17 protein-coding genes are annotated in these 17,306 nt (G+C 58.9%); 5 read left to right on the forward strand and 12 right to left on the reverse strand.

What is annotated here, in order from left to right; all coding sequences use genetic code 11:
* Nucleotides 1-53 precede the first annotated feature (53 nt).
* The 4 genes from FHX16_RS29225 to FHX16_RS29240 form a co-directional block, all read right to left on the reverse strand.
* On the reverse strand, nucleotides 54-2,036 hold the full coding sequence (locus FHX16_RS29225; RefSeq protein WP_183865058.1) for an amidohydrolase: 1,983 nt from the start codon (nucleotides 2,034-2,036) through the stop codon (nucleotides 54-56).
* Nucleotides 2,036-2,323: a XapX domain-containing protein gene (locus tag FHX16_RS29230; protein WP_183865057.1), complete on the reverse strand. Its 288-nt coding sequence runs from the start codon at nucleotides 2,321-2,323 to the stop codon at nucleotides 2,036-2,038. The genes FHX16_RS29225 and FHX16_RS29230 overlap by 1 nt, the downstream gene beginning before the upstream one ends.
* 66 nt (nucleotides 2,324-2,389) lie before the next feature.
* Nucleotides 2,390-3,079, reverse strand: a complete 690-nt coding sequence (locus FHX16_RS29235) for a hydrolase (protein WP_183759109.1) — start codon at nucleotides 3,077-3,079, stop codon at nucleotides 2,390-2,392.
* Nucleotides 3,080-3,465: 386 nt separating this feature from the next.
* Nucleotides 3,466-4,353 (reverse strand): helix-turn-helix domain-containing protein, encoded by an 888-nt coding sequence (locus FHX16_RS29240; protein WP_246712846.1) that lies wholly within the window; start codon nucleotides 4,351-4,353, stop codon nucleotides 3,466-3,468.
* Nucleotides 4,354-4,556: 203 nt separating this feature from the next.
* On the opposite strand from FHX16_RS29240, the gene FHX16_RS29245 reads away from it, so the two are divergent.
* Nucleotides 4,557-5,117, forward strand: coding sequence for a hypothetical protein (locus tag FHX16_RS29245; RefSeq protein ID WP_259131777.1), 561 nt, complete (start codon nucleotides 4,557-4,559; stop codon nucleotides 5,115-5,117).
* A 59-nt stretch (nucleotides 5,118-5,176) separates the two neighbouring features.
* On the opposite strand, the gene FHX16_RS29250 is transcribed toward FHX16_RS29245, so the two are convergent.
* Complete coding sequence (locus FHX16_RS29250) at nucleotides 5,177-6,109, reverse strand: VOC family protein (RefSeq protein ID WP_259131778.1); 933 nt, start codon at nucleotides 6,107-6,109, stop codon at nucleotides 5,177-5,179.
* Nucleotides 6,110-6,226: 117 nt separating this feature from the next.
* Between FHX16_RS29250 and FHX16_RS29255 the strand changes: the two genes are divergently transcribed.
* Nucleotides 6,227-7,126 (forward strand): LysR family transcriptional regulator, encoded by a 900-nt coding sequence (locus FHX16_RS29255; protein ID WP_183865054.1) that lies wholly within the window; start codon nucleotides 6,227-6,229, stop codon nucleotides 7,124-7,126.
* Between the two features lie 40 nt (nucleotides 7,127-7,166).
* On the opposite strand, the gene FHX16_RS29260 is transcribed toward FHX16_RS29255, so the two are convergent.
* The 3 genes from FHX16_RS29260 to FHX16_RS29270 all read right to left on the reverse strand — a co-directional run bounded on the left by FHX16_RS29260 (nucleotide 7,167) and on the right by FHX16_RS29270 (nucleotide 9,363).
* A complete protein-coding gene (locus tag FHX16_RS29260; RefSeq protein ID WP_183865053.1) occupies nucleotides 7,167-7,895 on the reverse strand; it encodes a gamma-glutamylcyclotransferase in 729 nt (242 codons plus the stop codon).
* A gap of 75 nt (nucleotides 7,896-7,970) precedes the next feature.
* A complete protein-coding gene (locus tag FHX16_RS29265) occupies nucleotides 7,971-8,429 on the reverse strand; it encodes a RidA family protein (RefSeq protein ID WP_183759114.1) in 459 nt (152 codons plus the stop codon).
* A 97-nt stretch (nucleotides 8,430-8,526) separates the two neighbouring features.
* A complete protein-coding gene (locus tag FHX16_RS29270) occupies nucleotides 8,527-9,363 on the reverse strand; it encodes an alpha/beta fold hydrolase (protein WP_183759115.1) in 837 nt (278 codons plus the stop codon).
* A 652-nt stretch (nucleotides 9,364-10,015) separates the two neighbouring features.
* Between FHX16_RS29270 and FHX16_RS29275 the strand changes: the two genes are divergently transcribed.
* Nucleotides 10,016-10,183, forward strand: a complete 168-nt coding sequence (locus FHX16_RS29275; protein WP_259131782.1) for a hypothetical protein — start codon at nucleotides 10,016-10,018, stop codon at nucleotides 10,181-10,183.
* Here the strand turns inward: FHX16_RS29275 and FHX16_RS31730 are convergent.
* The 3 genes from FHX16_RS31730 to FHX16_RS29290 all read right to left on the reverse strand — a co-directional run bounded on the left by FHX16_RS31730 (nucleotide 10,180) and on the right by FHX16_RS29290 (nucleotide 12,414).
* Complete coding sequence (locus tag FHX16_RS31730; RefSeq protein ID WP_183865051.1) at nucleotides 10,180-10,452, reverse strand: AAA family ATPase; 273 nt, start codon at nucleotides 10,450-10,452, stop codon at nucleotides 10,180-10,182. The genes FHX16_RS29275 and FHX16_RS31730 overlap by 4 nt on opposite strands.
* 321 nt (nucleotides 10,453-10,773) lie before the next feature.
* Nucleotides 10,774-11,148: a hypothetical protein gene (locus FHX16_RS29285; protein ID WP_183865050.1), complete on the reverse strand. Its 375-nt coding sequence runs from the start codon at nucleotides 11,146-11,148 to the stop codon at nucleotides 10,774-10,776.
* Nucleotides 11,149-11,919: 771 nt separating this feature from the next.
* Nucleotides 11,920-12,414: an MgtC/SapB family protein gene (locus FHX16_RS29290; protein ID WP_259131787.1), complete on the reverse strand. Its 495-nt coding sequence runs from the start codon at nucleotides 12,412-12,414 to the stop codon at nucleotides 11,920-11,922.
* A 240-nt stretch (nucleotides 12,415-12,654) separates the two neighbouring features.
* Between FHX16_RS29290 and FHX16_RS29295 the strand changes: the two genes are divergently transcribed.
* A complete protein-coding gene (locus tag FHX16_RS29295; protein WP_405049335.1) occupies nucleotides 12,655-14,580 on the forward strand; it encodes an AI-2E family transporter in 1,926 nt (641 codons plus the stop codon).
* A gap of 210 nt (nucleotides 14,581-14,790) precedes the next feature.
* The gene (locus FHX16_RS29300) at nucleotides 14,791-16,068 is read left to right on the forward strand and encodes a cation:proton antiporter (protein ID WP_259131789.1); all 1,278 of its coding nucleotides are present in this window, start codon (nucleotides 14,791-14,793) and stop codon (nucleotides 16,066-16,068) included.
* Nucleotides 16,069-16,117: 49 nt separating this feature from the next.
* Here FHX16_RS29300 and FHX16_RS29305 read toward each other — a convergent pair whose 3' ends face one another.
* Nucleotides 16,118-16,564 (reverse strand): NUDIX hydrolase, encoded by a 447-nt coding sequence (locus FHX16_RS29305; RefSeq protein ID WP_259131791.1) that lies wholly within the window; start codon nucleotides 16,562-16,564, stop codon nucleotides 16,118-16,120.
* Nucleotides 16,565-17,306 lie beyond the last annotated feature (742 nt).

The raw sequence follows: 17,306 nt of genomic DNA on the forward strand, positions 1-17,306 counted from the left end.
TATCCGATGGGTCGCTCGGGCGGCGGCGTGGCCGCCCGAGCGCAAAGCTGAGTTTAGACCGCCCAGCAGGAGCAGCCGAGCGCGCCGAAGAATCCCTTGAGGTCGGCGATCGGAAGCTTGGATGTCCAAGCTCCAACATGGTCATGGCCATGCACGCCGCAATTGCTGGCACATCCGCATGTGGAGATCGCCGTGCGGCGCAATGAGCGAGCGCCTGCGCCTTCAGGTTCGCCCCACGCCGCGTAACCGCCGAACTTGCGTACGGGAGACCAGTCGGGCATCGCTGGCGGGATGTCGTTCTCGTCGAGCGTCTTAAAGTCGCCCGCGCCATAGACGATCTTGCCGCCGACCATGGTCAGTTCCGAGGTGAGGAACGAAATCTCGTCCTCGGAGCAGGAGAAGAAGTCCTTGTTCGGCACCACGAGGTCGGCAAACTGGCCCTTCTCGATACGGCCCTTCTTACCTTCTTCGTTCGAGAACCATGTGACCTTTTCGGTCCACATGCGCAGCGCGGTCTCGCGATCGAGGCAGTTTGCACGCGGGTAGAGCTGCATTCCGCCGACTGTCTTGCCGGTCACCATCCAGGAGAGCGAGACCCACGGATTGTACGAAGCGACGCGGGTGGCATCCGTCCCTGCCGAGACATTCACACCCTTGTCGAGCATGCGCTTAATCGGCGGCGTGGCTTCCGCCACTCCATGGCCGTAGCGCTCAACGAAATATTCGCCCTGATAGGCCATGCGGTGCTGAGTGGCGATGCCGCCGCCGAGTGCGGCGATGCGGTCGATCGAGCGATCCGAGATGGTTTCGGCATGGTCGAAGAACCAGTTCAGTCCTTCGAGCGGAATGTCCCTGTTGACCTTCTCGAACACATCGAGGGCGCGGGAGATGGTCTCGTCATAGGTGGCGTGGAGACGCCAGGGCCAGCGGTTTTCCGCCAGTACGTGGACGACCTCTTCCAGCTCGCCTTCCATTTCCGGAGCCATCTCTGGACGGGGCTGGCGGAAATCCTCGAAGTCGGCAGCCGAGAAGACCAGCATCTCACCGGCACCGTTGTGACGGAAGTAGTCGTTGCCCTGCTTGTATTTGACCGACCGCGTCCAGTTCAGGAAGTCCTGTTTCTCTTCCTTGGGCTTCTGGGTGAAGAGGTTGTAGGCCAGACGCACCGTCATCTGGTTCTCATCGGAGAGCTTCTGGATGACCGCGTAGTCGTCCGGATAGTTCTGGAAGCCCCCGCCCGCATCGATCACGCCTGTCACGCCGAGGCGGTTCAGTTCGCGCATGAAGTGACGGGTCGAGTTGACCTGGTAGTCCAGAGGAAGCTTCGGCCCCTTGGCGAGCGTCGAGTACAGAATGCCCGCATTCGGCTTCGCGAGCAGCATGCCCGTCGGGTTTCCGTTGGCATCGCGCGTGATTTCGCCGCCGGGTGGGTTCGCCGTATCGCGGGTGTAGCCGACGGCGCGCAGGGCCGCGCCATTCAGGAGTGCCCGGTCGTAGAGATGCAACAGGAAGACGGGGGTATCGGGAGCGATCGCATTGATCTCCTCTATCGTCGGCAGGCGCTTTTCGGCGAACTGATGTTCAGTGAACCCCCCGACGACGCGAACCCATTGCGGCGCGGGCGTGATCGCCACCTGGCGCTTCAGCATGTCCATCGCATCGGCGAGCGATCGAACGCCATCCCAGCGCAGTTCCATGTTGTAGTTCAGGCCGCCGCGCACGACGTGGGTGTGGTTGTCGATCAGACCCGGCAGGACGCGCTTGCCCCTGAGGTCGACGATCTTCGTGCTGGCACCAGCCAGCGCCATAATCTCGCTGTCGGATCCGACTTCGAGAAACAGGCCGTCCTTGATGGCGATCGCCGTGGCGTTCGGATTGGTCCGGTCGAGGGTCGTCACGCGACCGTTGTGGAGGATCAGGTCGGGATGCATGGTGTCTACTCCGGTCTGGTTTGGATCGGCGGCTTTCGCGGGGGAGAAGAGGTTCGAGAACGCCAGGCTCGACGCGCCTCCAAGAAAGGATCGACGCGTCGTCATCAGCTCCGCTCCTCCGCTTTCGCCTCCGCCTGATGGGCGAGGTCGATAAGATCGCCGCCCTTAGGCAGGTGGCCGAACACGTGCGGCTTGATCTGATGGAGCCATGAAACGGCTGCTGGCTCCTTTGTCCAAAGCGACTTCGCGAGCGGGAGGATCTGCTCGCCGACCAGAATGCCGAGAAGTCCGACCAAGGCAATGACAGGCGGAGCCGGCGAACGGACGTTCAGGAGGCTGTAGACGATGCCCACAAGCACACCTGCACCGAGAGAAAGAAGATAGATTTTCACGGGATGCCCTCCACGGTTAGAGAAAGGCCGCTCCGACGGGGTTATCGGAGCGGCCTGATCAGGCCCTTACTTGGCGGGGTTCGGGCCGATGCGCTTGCCGTGCTTGACACGTTCCTCTGCGCCGTGAACCATCGTGTAGGCGTAGTCGATGCCCATGCCGTATGCGCCGGAATGCTCCTTCACGAGGGTGGTGACAGCATCGTAGGTTTCCCTGCGAGCCCAGTCGCGCTGCCACTCGAGCAGGACCTGCTGCCAAGTGACCGGGATCACGCCTGCCTGAACCATCCGGTCCATCGCGTATTTGTGCGCGTCGGAGGACGTGCCGCCGGAAGCATCCGCGACCATGTAGATCTCATAATCTGGAACATCATGCAGGGCCGAGAGTGCGAAGGTTGTGTTGCACACTTCCGTCCACAGACCGGAGACGACGATCTTCTTGCGGCCCTCGGCGGCGTTCTTCGCCAGCGCGTCACGGACGTTCTGGTCGTCCCAGGAGTTCATCGAGGTGCGCTCGAGAATGTCGTTCTCCGGGTAGACGGCAAGTAGTTCCGGAAAGGTGTTGCCCGAGAAGGATTGCGTCTCGACCGTGGTGATCGTGGTGGGGACGTTGAAAATCTTGGCGGCCTTGGCGAGGCCGACGACATTGTTCTTCAGTACCTGGCGATCAATCGACTGGACGCCGAACGCCATCTGCGGCTGCTGGTCGATGAAGATGAGCTGGGTGTTCGCGGGGGTCAGGACTTCGAGCTTCGACATGGGTCAATTCCTCTTCGGTTGCTGTACCGCCTGTTGCGGTGTCAGAAATGGGCAGCAGCGTCGATCGGAGCGCACGGCGCTCGTTCTGCAATCCTTGAAGTGTTTGCGGATCGGTGTGGCTCCGCTCACTCGTTGTCATTGGCTGCTGAACAGAAACCTAACGCATCGGATAACCGCACGGAATTGCAATATTGATTGTGAATGAATTACGGATTTCGCAACAATTCCCACTAGGTCCACTTCCCCGTTTGGTCACGGGAAGCGCCCGCCGCTCACCCGATGCAACGGATTTTCGCGCGACATTGGAGGAAGGTCTTGTCAGATAGTCAGATGCGTAGAACAAAAGACAGGCAAATCTTGGCGTGCGCCAAGCGCTTCCATGCGCGTCACGCGGTTCGCCGCCAGATACCGGGCGTCGTGCCAACGACATTCGCGAACACGCGAGTAAAGTGGCTCTGATCCGAGAAGCCGCAGGAAATCGCCACTTCGGAGAGAGAGGCGTCCGTCTCAAGCAACAGCGTCCGTGCCCGGGTAATCCTCTCGCGCAGCAGCCATTGATAGGGTGTCACGCCCGTCGTTTCGCGGAATGCGTGGATGAAGTAACCGCGGGAAAGACTGCAAGCTTCCGCGAGCTCCGCGATCGAGACGTTGCCGTGAAGATTGTCGAGGATGAGCGCCTTGGCGACATTCTCCTGGGCGCGGGAGAGTTTGCGCGATCTCGATCCGCTTGAGACGGCACGCTCGCCGTATTGCTGGATGACGTGTGTTCCAATGGCTGCCGTCAGTTGATCGACAAACAGCCTGCTGGCCTTTTCCGGGTTTTCGAGCGCAGGTATCAGAGCGCGTGCCAGGTTGGCGAGAACGGGATCCGGATGGGCAGTGATAGTGTTCAGCGCCGATACTGTCGGGAGATCGGCTTCATCGGCGATCAGGGCAAGCGAGTCGGGAGAAATCTCGAGGAGAAGGAAATCGAAGGGAGCCGCGAGATCGGCCTTGTAGTCCTCTCCCAGGCTGCGGATGTAGACAGAGTCGTGGTCGAAGACATGCGTTGTCGCGTGGTGCTCATGGAAAATGCGGCGGGTATGGCCTGGAAGCGTCGAGACACCGACGGCAAATCCACGGTCGCTGGCGGGCGTGGAGACCTGCTGCAGGAAGGCGTCACGTGACCCCTTGCGCAAGACGGTGAGACCCGCGCCGCGAATTGTTTGGTTCCTGTAGAGCTTGTCGAACGGGCAGCCGAAGCTGTCGGTCGATTCGTTGCCGGGATTTTCCAAGGGAGTGGTGGATTTCCTCAGCAAACACGCTACCTTCCAGTTCGCCTAAGCTGTTTCTTTCCCCATCACCTCCCGGAAAGATCGAGGTACTTCTCTATCCTAATGCGGCCGGGCGCGCCACAACGGTGGATTGAACGGAAAATTGCTAACCAGCGGCCCGGAACATCCATCCGACTTTCAGGCCCTTTTCATACGAGTTCATTGTGAGTGAAGCATCGTCGGTCGCCGACAAGATAGGCGAATGGTTCCAGGCAGGCAATGCTCGCACTCTCGTGACGAGACCTTTCCGCGATACCGAGATGACGATGGCCCACGTCGTTCGCGACTACGCCGAGCATGATCCTGCAGTCGTAATCCCGGCCGACGAGGCGTTTCTCATCGTGCTCTATCTAACCGATGTCGAGCATTCGGACATCTGGCAGGATCGACCGCCATCTCCGCTTAGGATCTATCCCGAAGGATCCATCTGTCTCGTCAACCTGGAAAATGGCGCTGCGATCGCCGTCCGCGGACATTTCGAAGCACTCGTGATCCATCTCCCACGCAAGCATCTGGCCGAGCTTGCGGAGCAGACGGGTGAATCCCCTGTCGACGATCTGGCTGTCTGTCGTGGCATCGACGATCCGACCGTGCGGGACATCGGCGCGGCACTACTTCCCCTGATTGGCGAGTATGAGGTGGACCAGTCGCTCGTCGCACATATCGCACTCGCCCTGAACGCCCACATCGCCCATTGCTATGGCCGTTCGAGCAGGACGCACTGAACGCGCCGCAATCACAGTGGTTCGCGGCGCTCGAGGTCCTCATGGCACGAAAGAGCGCGTCAGGCTGCCAGCGGCACGAGGTTGGCCTGGATCTGATCCCGGTAGTCCTCGTATCGGCTCGGGAGCTTGAGAACTTCTCCGAGATGCGCGGTGTCCTCGTCACGGTTGAACCCAGGCTCGTTGGTGGCGACCTCGAACAGGATACCGCCCGGCGTGCGGAAGTAGATGGCCCAGAAGTAGTCGCGGTCGATGACGGGTGTGACTTGATAGCCCGTGTCCATCAGCGCTTTGCGCACATCGAGCTGCTTCTCGCGGTTGTCGACGGCAAACGCAATGTGGTGAACTGATCCCGCCCCCTGACGCGCAAAGGGCGTTTTCGGCAGGGATGCAAGATCAATCGTGTCCGCTCCGTTTCCGTTTGGAATGATGAAGCGAGTCACGTCGCCGTCCTTTTCGGCGCGCTGGTACCCCATGAAGCCAAGCAGCTCTTCCGTCGCAGCCGTATCGTGCAGGCTGAAGCGAGCGCCGGCGAAACCGCGGATGGCCGCATCGTCGGGAATTCCACCCGCCCGCCATGGCGAGCGGTTGTCGTCGGCGGTCTCGATTAGCGCAAGACCGTCGCCATCCGGGCCCATGAAGCGAAGACGGTTGGCACCGAAGACAGTATCCGTTTCCAGACCGTCGACACCTTGAGCCGCGAAGCGATCCTGCCAGAACTTCAGCGAGCCCTTTGGAACCGAGAACTGCGTCTCACCGACCTCACCCACGCCCGCACGACCAAGCATCATGTTCGGGAATGGGAAGTAGGTCATCACCGTGCCTGCGGAACCATTCTCGTCACCGTAGTACAGGTGGTAGACGCTCGGATCGTCGAAGTTGACAGTCTGCTTGACGCGCCGCAGGCCCAGCGTGTCGGTGAAGAAGCGATTGTTCTGCCGCGCGTCCGATGCCAGCGAAGTCACATGGTGAAGTCCCCTGATGTCCTGGATCATGTCTGTGCCTTTCAATCAGCGCTGGTGTTCAAGTGTTGATATGAATGTACACCCGTTGATCACAGCGCGGAATTGCAATATTCATTGTGATTGAATTGCTAAATTTGAAACAATGATATGAACGACTACAAAGCCCTTCGAACTTTCCTCCTTGCCGCCGAGAAGCGGAACTTCGCGCAGGTAGCCCGCGAACTGGACATGACACCCGCAGCCGTAACGCGTGCCATCGCCGCGCTCGAGGCAGAACTCGGCGTACAGCTCTTTGTGCGCACCACGAGGCAGGTTTCTTTGACGACCGATGGCGCGATCTTTGCCGCGCAGATCCAGCCCGCGGTGAAGACGCTCGAAGACGCGCGGTGCGAGATGATGAACGCGCACAAGGCCGATGAGGGACGGCTTCGGATCAGTGCGCCAACGTGGTTCGGCAAGACCGTGCTCCCGCCGATCCTTTCAGGATTCAAGGAGCGCTATCCGAAGATGAGCTTCGAGATCTCGCTGTCCGATGGATTGGTGAACATCGTCGACGACGACTACGATCTGGCGATCCGCATCTCGTCGCAGCCTTCGGACAAGTTCACGATCTGGAGGAAGATCCGGGTGGTGACGCGCATCCTGGTCGCCGCTCCCGGAAGCAGATTCGCCGACATGCAGCACCCAAACGAACTGAAGCCCGATGACTGCCTCGCGTACAGCGGCGAAAGCCGGCGTGAGAACTGGGTGCTGTCCGACGGCGGGTCAAGCATCACGATTTCGGCAGGTCGAGCCTTCAGCGCCAACAGCGGAGAGGTTCTGGCGGACATGGCCGCCGACGGCGCGGGTGTCGCGCTGCTTCCAGGATTCAACATCGCCGATCACATCAGTAGCGGTCGCCTTGTCCACGTCTTCAAGGGATGGGCGCCGCCGAACCTGTGGCTGACGCTGTTCTACCCGCCCTACCAAGCCCTCCCGCCAAGGATTGCGTCATTCTCCAAGTTCTTCGAGGATCAGGTCGCGGCAAAGATGGTCATGTTGGACTGACGCACGCACATGCCCGTCACCATGATCTGGCACACGCCTTTCAGCTTCGATCATGCTGTTGGAATGCTCTAAGCCTAGCTGCGACTATTTGCTGTAGCTGCCACAGGTTTCGATCATAGATTTTGCGATCCGCCAGATCTGAAACCGTCCGATGCAGGTACTCCGCGCAAGATCCGGCAGGTCCACATGCCTGGGCGATCAACCCTGCCGCCTCTTCGAGCGGGATCTTCTCCGTGAGCGGAGATTGCCTGCCGCTCGCCCAGAACGTGAGCGCGCGCCGCACACCCGTCGGTGTCTTGACCGCAACCCAACGCACCATATCGCACACTTCGGCATACCGAATCTCTCGCGCCAGAAGAGTACGCAGATTCTCCCTCTTGGTAGTGCACGGAAGCTTGAGGACAAGACCCGAACAGCTTCCTCCTGGCCGAAGCGCGAGCATGAGACCGGGCGCGTCGGAGGTGGCCCTGAGCCGCTCAATCCTCAACGAGAACGCACGGTGCCAGCCGTAAGCGACCGCCTCTTCGCTGGCGGCCACCTCGAAACCCGGATTCCACATCAAGGATCCGTACGCGAACACCCATATCTCCTCGTCATCAGCCTCTTCCTCAACCCTGCTGACGAGGTCGTCGAGCTGCTCGGGCGAGATCGGGTTCCAATTGGGTTCCGGTCCCTCGTCTTCGACAATTCTGATGGTCGTGGCGACGAGGTCGGGGGTGAGTTCCATGGTAGCAGGTGCGGGCGCCTTGGCGGCCGGTGTTTTTGGCATCGTGTGAACCGTTTCAACGGGTTTGCCGCCGGAGGCCCATCGTCTCCGGCGCTTCATGGAGTAGCTGCCGCCCGATCAATCAGCGGAACGGTTGATGATTGCCCGGAAAGTGATTTCGACGATCTGTTCGGGGAAAGCCAGCGCCGAAACCCCGATTAGGTTGCTGGCGCACTGAGGTACATCCGTACCGTACATTTCCTTGCGGACCTTGGATCCAGCCGCAAACGCGCTAGGAACATCAAGCACGTACAGTGTCTCTTCAATGACATCGTCGAGGGTCGCACCATATCTGGCGAGCAGAGTCTTTGCGTTGATGTAGGTCTGGCGGATCTGGCTCTCCATCTGCGAGAAGTCCGCAGGCCGCTTATCCTCATCGAGTTCCGCCGGAGCGACAAGATTGCCGTTGCCATCGTGGCTCAACTGGCCCGAGACATAGATCGTGTCCTTGACCTGCACGGCTTGAACGTATCCGAAGGCGCGCTCCCAGGCGACGCCATGGTTCTCTACTTTCTTGGACGGGTTGCTGTTCGTCATCGTAGATTCCTTTCATCGAATGATGGCGCGCCGAGTGGGCACTCGTGGTTCATGGAGGCGACGGATGCGTGGGAGGCCGCACCCGCCGCCGGACCGATCAGGCCTTCACGAAGGCCAGGAGATCGGCATTCAGGACATCGGCGTTGACGGTCAGCATGCCGTGCGAGAAGCCGGGATAGGTCTTGAGCGTGCCATTCTTCAGGAGCTTGGAAGACTTCAGTGCGGAGTCTGCGATCGGCACGATCTGGTCGTCTTCGCCATGCAGGACGAGGGCTGGAACCGTGATTGCCTTCAGATCTTCCGTCTGGTCAGTTTCAGAGAACGCCTTGATGCCGTCGTAATGCGCCTTCGCGCCGCCCATCATGCCCTGGCGCCACCAATTCTGGATCACGCCTTCCTGGACTGTCGCGCCATCCCGATTGAAACCGTAGAAGGGACCAGCCGGAACATCACGGAAGAACTGCGCGCGGTTGGCGGCAAGCGCCGAGCGGAAACCGTCGAAGACTTCCATCGGCAGACCTTCAGGATTCGCTTCAGTCTTGAGCATCAGTGGAGGTACGGCGGAAACGAGAACCGCCTTGGCGACGCGGCCGGCTGGCTGGCCGTGCTTGGCGACGTAGCGAGCGACTTCACCGCCGCCGGTGGAGTGACCGATGTGGACGGCATTCTTAAGGTCGAGCGCTTCGACCACGGCGAAGGCATCCGCGGCGTAGTGATCCATATCATGGCCCTCGGAAACCTGAGCGGAACGTCCGTGACCACGGCGATCGTGCGCAACGACGCGATAACCCTTCGACAGGAAGAACAGCATCTGGGCATCCCAGTCGTCCGACGACAGCGGCCAGCCGTGGTGGAAGACGATCGGCTGCGCGTCCTTCGGACCCCAGTCCTTGTAGAATATTTCGGCGCCGTCCTTGGTGGTTAAATATGCCATTGTCTTGGTTCCTTCGGTTGAGCTGGATGCTGATGCAGCCTCGGCTGCAAGATTGAGAGACGGTGAAATCGCCATGGCTGCGACGGCGGCACCGGCGGAAAGGAGTGCGCTCCTGCGCGTCATGGAAGAAAAGGTCTGCGTCATTCTCGGCTACCTGCGGCTTCTTCGTTGAGGCATCAGGCGACGCTGAGTTCGTCTGACGGGCGGATAGTGCCGCAAGCGTAGGGCGCTCACAATTGCGCCAGTTGTTTCGATTTTATTGCGGAATCTGAAATGGTGACGGTGGTCGACGGTCCCGATGGCTCCTCAACATTTCGTCACGCGACGGTCCGATCAGCCCAGTTCCTGAGTGCTCAAGGAAAACGCCCTCCCCTTCGCCAGCAGCTTTAGTGGAAGTTCCGGCTTTGGACCTTGACGGTGTCGATATGGAGGTTCGGAATAAAGATATCGCGCACTTTGCTTGCTTCGGACGGTCTTATGGCATCTCCGCCCCCCGAGGAACTGTGAGCGAACTCGCCAACCCGTCCGCACTGCAGCTCAGCACGGGTCCCGGTAGCGACGATGGTAGCCCATCGCCCCTCTCGGCACCGGACAGGCCAGAAGTCGCCGCCGCAAAGTCTCAATAGTCCTCGGCGCCAAGGCTGTCGTGCAGATGCATCCTGAAGATGGCCTCACGCGCGCTCTGTTCTGGAAGCGAGATCTCGACGTGACGGTCAAGCCATCCTGCCTGCAGGATCGCAGCATCGACCATCTTGGGATGATTGCAGGCAGCGACGACGATAACACCCTCCCTGCCGTCGATGCTGTCGAGTTACTCTAGGAGGCCATTGATCGCCTTGATGTCGTAGGACGCATTGCTACCCTGAGCGCCATCCCTAGATCCGAAAGCGTCGACCTCGTCGATGAACAGGATCGCTGGCGCAGCATCCTTGCCTTGAAGCTCTTCTGCATGGCCTTCAGGAAGTCGTTGAGATATCCCTTCGCCTGCCGCTTGGCGTACGAAGTGGCGATCAGCTTGACATGGCATGAGGCGGCGAGCGCGCGGGCGAACATTGTCTTGCCCGTCCCTGGCGGACCCGACAGCAGCATTCCCTTGTCGACGTCTTCCCAGGAGATCGTCCCCGCGCGCCAGTCGGCGAGCTCTCGCGCAAGATCGAGCCCCCACTCCTTCGCTTCGCCGTAGCCCCTCCATGTCTTCGAGGCGCACCTGCGAGAGCGCTTCGGGATCCTTGGTCTGCTTTGATGCCGAGGGTTCCTCCCGCGCCATCTTTTCAACGATTGCGAAGGCGCGCGAGATCGGCCGGCCTCGTGTCATCGCAAGCTTCAGGCGTTTCCAGTTGGATCTCGCGAGCGCCTTCGCTTGCAGATCGGTGACACCGATACCGTATGCCCACCGAACCACGCCGCGCATCAGGCGACTGTCGGGAGACGGAACGTGGACGATTGCATCGAGAGCGTGCCGGAGATCCGATGGGACGCTTCTGCCGACTTGAAGAGGATGATCGTCTTCGTGTTCTGCAGCATGTCCAACACGGAGTCGGTTGAGGATTCCGCCTTTTCGTGATCGAACGCCTTGACCTGATCCCGGAAGCGGAAATCAAGTTCCCGGTCGATCACCACGAGCGCTGCCCGCATGTAGGTGACCCTGCGATCCCAGTCGGGAACGATTAGTCCGATGGCGTAGCGAGTGGCACGCTTCAACGGTCGGATGGCGCCGCTGATGGACGCGTATGCGAGGAATTCGGGCAGCGAGAAATCGTGCCCGTCGCGAGAAATATTTTTCATTGTGTGATTCCGGATTGAAGAAGATGTCGGCTGGCGCCCGATGGCGCGTCACGTCATCCCGTATCCGGCGCACCCGCGTTTCCGGGCTGATCAGGGCTTCATCCAGATCGATCTCCAAGAATCCTCGGAGGACAAGCGAGGCCACCGTCGGCATAGGTCGCCCTTCCCTCACCCGACATGCACTCGGCGACTGTCAACGATCCCATCTCCTCGAGGCCGGCCACGAGGCGAATCGTGTCACCGAGCGGCGCTCGGTAAAAGCCGTATCGGAGAAGATCCTGCGCATTCCGGAGTCGAAAGCTGTCGGCGAATTCGATCATCGCCACGGGGCCCCATGGATTCGATCGCGCTGGATAGCCAGACCGGCGGCGATGGCTCCTCCTGGCCGACGTCGATCAGGAAGGATCCGCCCGCGACGGTCAGCACTAGGAGTCGAGCTGGTATTCGTCGTCCCCGTCACGCGGCGGCGGCGGCGCAGCTCTCCATCGAACGACATCGGGATCGAGATCGAGCAGGCATGCGAAGTCCCTCGCCTGTTGGGATCTGAATTGCGCGGCCATCGCATTTGATAGCCGCCATCGGTGTGTAGATCGTTGAAAGCGTGACCTCGCGCGGGACAGCAGCATCCCAGCGTCATTCGAGACGCTCTTCATGGCATCCCTCGAAAACGAAACGCAGAACTGGGTTTGATCCTACGAATTGAGACTCATGGAGCTTGCCGTCATGACACCTATCGTACCACCGCCGAGCTGCGGAGCATCGCTTTGGAAACTATTCCTTTGCCTGAAAATCCTCGGACAGGCTCTTGGGGCTAACTTCGTTCACTTGGGCCTCAACCTTGAAGTTCGCCATTACCCGCAGGGTCGCAAAAGTCGCGATTGAGAGAACGATGGCAGTCTCGTAGGCGCCCAATCCCACTGCTGCACCGATCGCACCGGTTGCCCATAGGCTTGCGGCCGTTGCCGTGCCGCGAATACTAGCTTTTCCGACCAGTATCGCGCCACCACCGATAAATCCGACCCCATTGATGATCCCTTCAATGATACGGGCTGTCGCTTCCGCATTTTCTTTGGTCACGGTTTCGGCCGCCTGAATGAATCCACAGGCTGCGATGGCGACAAGCGGGAAGGTACGCAGGCCGGCACTACGCTCGTTCCGTTCCCGATCCCATGCAATCGGTAGCGCAAGGATATAGGCAGCCAACAACGCGGTAAGGTTTCGCAGCAAGTCGCCTTGAACGCCGATATTGTCAAACCAGTCAGGCACCACTTCCTCCATGGTTGTGAACCGTGAAAGATGGGCGACGGTGGATATCCGACAAGACGTAGGTCTGCCGAAGGACGAAAGAACCTCATGAGACGAAGAGGCCAGTATGGGTAGCCCTTGTCGGCTGTCCGGGCCAAGCCGTTCCCATCCTCTCTTCGAGCAAGTGCCGCTCGATAAACTTCGAAGCAGCGTTATCTTCAATCGATGATGACATGATCGCATCGAACCACGGAGGCTTAAGTGATCGTCGGAAGCGTTGAAAAGGCCGACGGAGCAAGGCCGCCCTCGGAGGAGAATGGAATAACATCCACCATCTCTGCCCGCACCGTTCTCATTCTCATTGGCGTAGCTGTCATCCTACGTGTCGGCCAGGAGATCTTCGTTCCCCTCGCGCTTGCACTTTTACTCACCTTCATGCTCGCTCCGATCGTGAGTTTCTTTCGATCGCGGCGCATTCCCAAAATAGCTGCAGTGCTGCTAGCTGTCGCCTTCGCCTTCGTGTCCATCGCCGTTTTCAGTTTCGTCGTTGCCACGCAGGTTGCCAACCTCGCGCAAAACATTCCCACCTACCAACGCAACATTGTGGCGAAGGTAGACGCCCTCGCCCACACAGGATCCGACAATAGTGTGCTTCAAAAGGTCCAGAGGGCGGTTGAACGCGTCGGCGAGGAGTTGAAGTTTAATGCAACGGAAAGTCAGAAGGAAGCCCCCGTCCCGGCAATCGACCAGCGACAGCCGCTGCCGGTGGAGATTATAGCGCGCTCAAACCCTATTGAGACGTTGGGCAACCTGATCATACCGCTCATAGGCCCATTCGCCACCGCCGGACTCGTTGTCGTCCTGGTAATCTTCATGCTGCTGGAGCGAGAGGATCTTCGGGACAGGTTCATTAGGCTCGTCGGTTTGGGTGATCTACACAAGACCACTGCAGCGCTTCAGGAGGCGGGTAAGCGCGTCGGTAAATATCTCCTCATGCAACTGGTTGTGAATACCCTTTACGCCATTCCGATCACGATCGGCCTGTGGCTGCTGGGTATCCCCAATGCGATCCTATGGGGTTTACTAACACTCGTCCTCCGGTTCGTGCCTTACATCGGCCCATTGATCGGCATGATCCTTCCGCTGTTCCTGGCACTGGCCATTGCACCAGGATGGTCGCTGGTCGCGTGGGTGGCAGGACTTTTCATCGTAACCGAATTGACGAGCAATAACATTGTTGAGCCGTGGCTCTATGGTAGTCACACCGGCTTGTCTTCGCTAGCGATCATCGTATCGGCCATCTTCTGGTCGTGGCTCTGGGGCCCAGTAGGGCTGATGCTGTCCACTCCCCTCACCGTCTGCTTGATGGTTCTCGGACGCTACGTGCCGCAATTTGATTTTCTGGACGTTCTCCTTGGGAACCAACCGGTCTTAAGAGCCCACGAGAAGCTCTATCAACGCCTTCTAGCCGGTGACCCGAACGAGGCAACCGACAATGCTGAGGAGTTTCTCATGGAGGAGTATTTAGTGGACTACTATGAGTCGGTTGCGTTGCCGGCCCTAATACTTGGCGAAGCCGACCGACAGCGTGGTGTAATGACAGAGCGGCAGATTGCACTCGTCGCCTCCACCGCCCTTACTCTCGTGGAAAATCTCGCAGAGATCGCCGACGACGAAGAAAGTGATGAGGAGTCCGAGCACACGCCGACGGACGAGATAAAGGAGCTTCCTGACGGGCGAGGCAGAACTGTAGCATGTGTCGGCGGGCGCAGCGCACTTGATCGGGTCGCGGCTTCGATGCTCGCTCAGGTCCTTGCTATCCAGGGAGCTGGCGTCGTCACCGAGCCAGATGGCGCGTCTCCCGGAGGAGTGCCCGCCCTTTCGGCGATCGAATCCGCCGACACGGCCGTCGTGGCCTTTCTGAACGGCCGCTCTAAATCACATGCCCGTCAAGTGGTTCGCCGGTTAAAACGCCTCAAACCCGGCCTCCGCGTCGGTGTGCTACTGCCGGCTGCCGATGGCGATCAGTATCCAAAGGTGGCAGCCGAAGAACTCAACGCCGACTTTGTTTCAAGTTCGATAAGCGAGGCAATTCGTGAAGCCTTGTCAAGTTCGGCCGCTGTCGAATTGAAAGCAACGGTGAGGCGATTGGCGAGGCCGACCCAACGCAGATCCATTGAAGCCTAGGGTTAGAAATACGTGTCCGACTTTTGTCCTTCGTAAACCGGACATGCACCGCCGGGAACGCCCCCTGCCGCTCGCCAGCGGCATGCATGGCGATGACGAGGTTCGTATAGGCGGGTGCGCGTCGCGCCGGTCGATGGACACGGAACGCGGCCACATCGCTGCGCGTTAGATGGGCAGTTCGTTGACATTCAGGAAAAGATCACAGCGTCGTTGAACAGTTATGCCGTGACCATTTTTATATTTGGAGGCGTCGTGCTCCTAACGACGTGGCTGCCACTCGTCCTTCGGCGGATGCCACTCTCCCTTCCCATTTGCTGTATCATCATCGGCATTTCGTTGGCGTGGTTGCACCTTACGATGCTTCCCCGGACAAATCCGCTGGCAAACCTTCGCCTCACTGAGCATATGACAGAGGTGGTGGTCATCGTCGCCCTGATGGGCGCCGGCCTGAAACTCGACCGGCCAATCGGCTGGAAGCGCTGGATCATAACGTGGCGGCTCCTCGGGATTGGTATGCCTCTTTCAATTGCGGCTATTGCCGTTCTCGGGTGGTATATTCTCGGGTTGAAGCCAGCTTCGGCCCTCCTCCTGGGAGCTGCCCTCGCACCGACAGATCCGGTTCTTGCTTCGGACGTGCAGGTCGGACCGCCACAGACCGGCCAGAAAGATGAGATTCGCTTCGCTTTGACGTCAGAGGCCGGCCTGAACGATGGACTTAGCTTTCCATTCGTAATGGCGGCGATCGCACTCGCGACCAACCCCGGATCCAATTTCGAGTGGATCGGACGATGGCTGGCGATTGATGTCTTGTGGAGACTTCTCGCAGGCCTCGCGGTCGGCTGGGCGATCGGTCGCATCCTAGGCTATTTCACGTTCAGGCTGCCGGTGTCGCGACGGATCGCAAAGACAGGAGACGGGCTTGCCGCGCTAGGTTTCACTTTCATATCTTATGGCGCAACCGAACTCATTCATGGCTACGGCTTCGTTGCGGTATTTGTCACCGCGCTCACGCTTCGCGCTGTTGAACGGCACAGCGACTATCATTCGGAATTGCACGATTTCGGAGAGCAGATCGAACGCCTACTGATGATGCTCCTCCTCGTATTCTTTGGCGCGGCACTGGCAGAAGGCACGTTGTTCCTTCTGGTCGACCGGTGGGTTGTCCTCGTCGCCGTGTTGGTTCTCGCAATTGCTCGACCTTTGGCTGGGTGGATAAGCCTGCTTGGATGCCGACATCCCCAAGCCGAGAAGATTATCATTTCCGTGTTCGGTATCCGCGGACTGGGATCCATATATTATCTGGCCTATGCGTCGGGTATTGCAAGATTCGAGGGCATCGAGACGGTGTGGGCAACTGTCTTTCTTATTATCCTGATGTCGATCGTGGTACACGGAATCACCGTCACGCCAGTTATGCGATGGATCGATCGGCGTCGCGGCGTAGACCCCCTGAAACCCATGGCTGCATCTGTTGAAAATGGCTTATGACCCAGTCGCTGCGCTTGGATTTGCGAAACAGCTGCGAAAGACGTCAGAATCAAGACCCCACCCCTAGGAGTATCTTCTTCAACTCTGGATTCTTAACGCGCCGCGCCGCCTCCTTAGGCTTCATCCACGCTACGTTTCGCTCGGTCATCTCCGGAAATTGCTTCTTCCGGCGGCGGACCTTCAGAAGGTAAACATCCACGACCGGCTCAACCTCAAGACCGTTACAAAGAATTTTGGAATATCGAAACCGTCCGAAGAGCTTTCTGCTTACCTTTCCAATGACACCGGCCTCCTCCCAGGCCTCACGCTCTGCGACCTTATGAGGCCTCAGCCCGCGGATGGGCCAACCCTTTGGTATCATCCAACGCTTAGTCTCTCTTGTGGTAATGAGAAGGACCTCGGGCCCATCTGACTTAGTACGTAGGCAAAGCGCTCCGAATTGTCTGACCGGCTCGGCCCGTACATAACCTTTCGATTTATCGCTCTTTATATTCATTTTCTGGCTCGATTCTGGATCGCCCCTAACCCAACGGACCGCACCGCGTTCCAGCCAAAATTCGATCGGTGTGGCCCTTATTTGCCCACACGTTAATCTGATGCTTGTGCCCACCGACCTAACCATTGATTTTAAATGGCAATGCCCTGGCTTCCTCACGCCGGATCTAGTTTGTCGCTCGCCATGCCCAACAGCGAACGATCCCGTTGCAGAGCTGGCCGGGCGATCTCCAGGAATAACGTTCCCTTTAACTTTCAACAAGCTAAACCCGGACGTTAACAACGCTCGACCTTTATGTGAGCGCCAATCCGATCTCCTTCCCTGCCTGTCACGGCAGCGTTTTTGTTCACGCTGCCGATCCTTGATTCAAAACTCACGAATGACGATCAATGGCTTGAGACTGGGGCGTCACCGCGAGAACGTGAAACACAGGGAGAAAGACCAGAGCAGCCCTCGAAAAAGCCGATCGCCGCACCCCACGCCCATAAAGAGCCCAAAAGCGAGCGGCCGCCTATCACCACAATCCCGTTCCCAAACGCTCTAATTCCTGCTGCGAGGGAAACGCAGCGAGCATCGCATTTTCAGTCACTGGGGCTTCACCACATCATCCTGCCCATAATCCGCTCCGCAGATCCCAGCTTGGCTTTATTTCGCACTCTTGCCATTATTACTAATGTGGTTTCCCTCTCGAGCGTGCAGGCAACCTTTTGGCTTTCCGCAAATGAGGAATGACCCCTGCGTG

It is taken from the genome of Rhizobium sp. BK661 (genome assembly GCF_024808825.1).
In the GTDB taxonomy this organism is placed as follows: Bacteria; Pseudomonadota; Alphaproteobacteria; order Rhizobiales; family Rhizobiaceae; genus Rhizobium.

Bases quoted from the DNA above. Each gene is read 5' to 3' on its own strand.
- FHX16_RS29225 (WP_183865058.1), bottom strand. From the start codon at position 2,036: ATGACGACGCGTCGATCCTTTCTTGGAGGCGCGTCGAGCCTGGCGTTC.
- FHX16_RS29235 (WP_183759109.1), bottom strand. From the start codon at position 3,079: ATGTCGAAGCTCGAAGTCCTGACCCCCGCGAACACCCAGCTCATCTTC.
- FHX16_RS29250 (WP_259131778.1), bottom strand. From the start codon at position 6,109: ATGATCCAGGACATCAGGGGACTTCACCATGTGACTTCGCTGGCATCG.
- FHX16_RS29255 (WP_183865054.1), top strand. From the start codon at position 6,227: ATGAACGACTACAAAGCCCTTCGAACTTTCCTCCTTGCCGCCGAGAAG.
- FHX16_RS29260 (WP_183865053.1), bottom strand. From the start codon at position 7,895: ATGCCAAAAACACCGGCCGCCAAGGCGCCCGCACCTGCTACCATGGAA.
- FHX16_RS29265 (WP_183759114.1), bottom strand. From the start codon at position 8,429: ATGACGAACAGCAACCCGTCCAAGAAAGTAGAGAACCATGGCGTCGCC.
- FHX16_RS29270 (WP_183759115.1), bottom strand. From the start codon at position 9,363: ATGGCATATTTAACCACCAAGGACGGCGCCGAAATATTCTACAAGGAC.
- FHX16_RS29275 (WP_259131782.1), top strand. From the start codon at position 10,016: ATGCATCCTGAAGATGGCCTCACGCGCGCTCTGTTCTGGAAGCGAGAT.
- FHX16_RS31730 (WP_183865051.1), bottom strand. From the start codon at position 10,452: ATGCTGCTGTCGGGTCCGCCAGGGACGGGCAAGACAATGTTCGCCCGC.
- FHX16_RS29285 (WP_183865050.1), bottom strand. From the start codon at position 11,148: ATGAAAAATATTTCTCGCGACGGGCACGATTTCTCGCTGCCCGAATTC.
- FHX16_RS29305 (WP_259131791.1), bottom strand. From the start codon at position 16,564: ATGAATATAAAGAGCGATAAATCGAAAGGTTATGTACGGGCCGAGCCG.